This is a genomic window from Tropicimonas isoalkanivorans (genome assembly GCF_900112335.1).
Taxonomy (GTDB): domain Bacteria; phylum Pseudomonadota; class Alphaproteobacteria; order Rhodobacterales; family Rhodobacteraceae; genus Tropicimonas; species Tropicimonas isoalkanivorans.
The window spans coordinates 1-3,088 of the sequence record NZ_FOLG01000044.1 but is presented as its reverse complement, the minus strand read 5'-3'; the positions used below and the strand labels follow the sequence as shown (position 1 = coordinate 3,088).

General features: G+C 54.0%; 2 protein-coding genes. Both read left to right on the top strand.

The genetic code is table 11. The features are described 5' to 3' along the window. Positions 1–156: 156 nt before the first annotated feature. Positions 157–1,719, top strand: coding sequence for an ATP-dependent nuclease (locus BM075_RS23985; protein WP_093363115.1), 1,563 nt, complete (start codon positions 157–159; stop codon positions 1,717–1,719). Next, positions 1,712–3,070 carry a UvrD-helicase domain-containing protein gene (locus tag BM075_RS23980; protein WP_093363114.1) on the top strand — a complete coding sequence of 453 codons (1,359 nt, stop codon included), beginning with the start codon at positions 1,712–1,714 and terminating at the stop codon, positions 3,068–3,070. The genes BM075_RS23985 and BM075_RS23980 overlap by 8 nt, the downstream gene beginning before the upstream one ends. Positions 3,071–3,088: the final 18 nt, after the last annotated feature.

Sequence of the window (3,088 nt, the reverse complement as noted above, 5' to 3'; positions counted from 1 at the left end):
ATCCGTCAGCCAGAAAAGATCAGACATGTTCACCGCTCGGTTTTCGGACCGTGAATCACGCCCCTACCCGGAAATCAATGGGTCCTGACCCTAGAGGCCGTTGACCTTCTTTTCTCTCCATCCAGCTCTTTCAACGTTTCCGAGACAGACTACTGGATGAGGGAAACCGCTACCAGTTTTACGATCGAGGCGGTAGTCCGCATAGGAGATGAGATCGATATCAACACCCAGCCAAACATGGCCTATCCTTGGCATTGGGATGGGAAGGAAGCCGTTGCTCCAAACAATGATGAAGAGAACGGCGAGAACGACGAGGTTTATATATTTCGGTTTACAGCAAACGATCAGCAAGAAACCTTGTGGGAAATCGTTCAGCCTGACGGAAACACGATCCGTTTTTCCGTAGGGCTCCGAAGACAGATCGGATTAGTTTCTCTCCCAAGTGATGACCGAAACGATAAGGACCTCAGATTGGTCTACGGGTCTGCTCTGGATCGACATATTGGCGATCCGTCCTTGCGCTCCCGCATAGGAAAGCAGGTCGCCGACATCAATCTTCAGGACGAACTTTCGGACGAGGCAAAGGAAGCGCTCGCGGCGCTTGATGCCAAGTTCGGAGAAAAAGCCCTACCTGGTGGTGTGTCGATCGGATTGACGAGTTCCAGGGGCGTATCGATCGGTGCACTTGTCTGTTTGCTGGCCCAGAAGTCTGAGGACACACAACTTCCGCTATCGAGCTGGGGAGCCGGAACTAGGCGTCTGGCCAGCCTTGAAATCGGGGCTGCCAATACCAATGCGCCCTCTTTCATCACCGTAGATGAGATAGAACGCGGGCTTGAGCCATATCGTCTACGACAGTTCCTCGCCGATCTTATCGGGCAAGACGGCCAGAAGTTCGTTACGACGCACAGCCCAATTGCGATAGCCGCAGCGCCAGAAGCACACTTGTGGTACATGGACAGTTCCGGTCGCCTGGGCTCACTCCCGTCTGAGTTAGTTGGCAAACAGCAAAAAAACGACCCTGAAACGTTCTTATCACGTGTCGCGGTGATAGCTGAAGGCGTCACGGAAGTGGGCTTTCTTAATCACATCCTAGAATTGGCCCTGGGGTGTGCTCCGTTGGATCATGGAATTCGTGTCTGCAACGGACAAGGCAACGATCACACAGGAAAACTGCTCAAAGCTCTTGATGAGGCTGGGCTCACGTTTGCTGGCCTGGCCGACAATGAAGGCGTCAAGGTCGGGAACTGGGCGGCGTTAAAAGGAAAGATGGGAGACCTTCTCCTCCAGTGGGAAGAAGGCTGCACTGAAGAAGCGGTCATCTCTGCTATTCCTGACGATCAAATTCCCGCGCTTATCGGCCTCGAAGGTGAAAATATGACCGGCAATCGCCTTCAGCACTTGAAAGTTCGCGCCGGAGCCAAAGAACGGACTCTGGACAGCATCAACGCGGCCTTGGTCGGCTCCGGAAAAAATCTAAAACGGCTTGTTATTGAAGCGGCGAGCGGTAGCTCGGACGGCGCACCGGAAGGTGAGGGAAAAGCTTGGAAGAGCCATTCGTCCAGTTGGTTCAAGTCTGAGTCCGGTGGCGCTGAACTTGCTCAAAAGGCGATTTCGCTTGGTGGATGGCATGATCTCTCAGCGCGTTTGCTCCCTCTGATCGCAGCCATACTGGCCTCTGTTGGTCTCACCGTTGCCGAAAATTTCCCGGATGTCTGATCATTCCGTATTCAATTTGCTCCGGAGCGATGAACCACTCGTCGTGATTGAAGCGCCTGCGGGGTGTGGCAAGACCTATCAGGGCGCTGAATATGCCCATGATATTGCACCGACGCTCGGCAATGCTCGGATGCTAATTTTGACGCATACCAATGCGGCATGCGACGTATTCGAAGAGCGTACCCGGGGCATCTCTCGCAATGCCGTTGAGATCAGAACCATAGACGCGATGATTTGCGAGATCGCCGCCGTATATCACAAGGTGCTAGACCTTCCGCCGGACCCGACCGTTTGGGCCTATACGCACAACGGTTTCTCAGATGTCGCGGCCCGTGTCGCGGTATTTCTCAAAAAAAATCAAGCGGTTCCGGCAGCACTGGCACGCCGCTATCCGATCATTGTTTGCGACGAGCACCAGGACGCCTCGCCGGATCATCACCAAATTATCATGGCTATACATGGGCAAGGCGCGAAACTGCGCATCTTCGGTGATCGAATGCAGAGCATTTATGAGAGCAAAGCCAAGGCGGCCGAACAGCACCGAGCACGTTGGGAAGCTCTGGTGGCTAGCGCGGCACATGATGAGCTGGATCACCCGCATCGCTGGACCAAAGACGCGGAAGGTTGTTCGGAACTGGGTGAATGGGTGCTGAGTGCTCGCGAGACCCTTTTGGCCAACGAGCCGCTCGATTTGACTTCGGCTCTCCCAGCTTCCGTCAAAGTGATTGTTGCTGAGAATACTTCCCCCGCCCGCGGCGGATACCGTGTTGGCTGGCCACAACGAAAACCCTTGGATGACCACCTGAATGGTCACGAAGAGCTTTTTGTTCTTGCCAGCAGTAATGAGCTGGTGCGCAGTTTGCGATCATTCTGGAACCGGAAGGTTCCGATCTGGGAAGGCCATACGCGCGACGCACTGTCAATCTTATTAACAGACATTCAGTCCGTCGATGGCAACGCAGTCAGGGCTGCGGAAGCGCTTACGAGGTTCATGTCTTCTATTGCAAAGGGCTTCACTTCTTCAACGCACGGCAACATTTTGAAAGATGAAATTGAATGCAATTGCGGTAAAGCCCGAAAAGGTAAACCCGGAAACATACAAGGTCTAGCCAGGATGCTGCTGGCCGAGCCCAACCACTTAGGCATTTCGACAGCGATCGCCGCGATTGATCAATTCATCAAAAGCTCCGCCGCAGGTTTTTCTGACGTAAAGGTCGATCTCAAGCGCGAGTTCCGGGAAGCGCAAAGGCTTGCACAGTATGAAGACGCCTCCCAAGGACTCTGTTGTGCAATTCAGGTGACGGCCAAGCTTCCCCTTTCCCCGGACAGACTTATCCCACAGCCTCTGTGACAGGTATGCCAAGCGCGG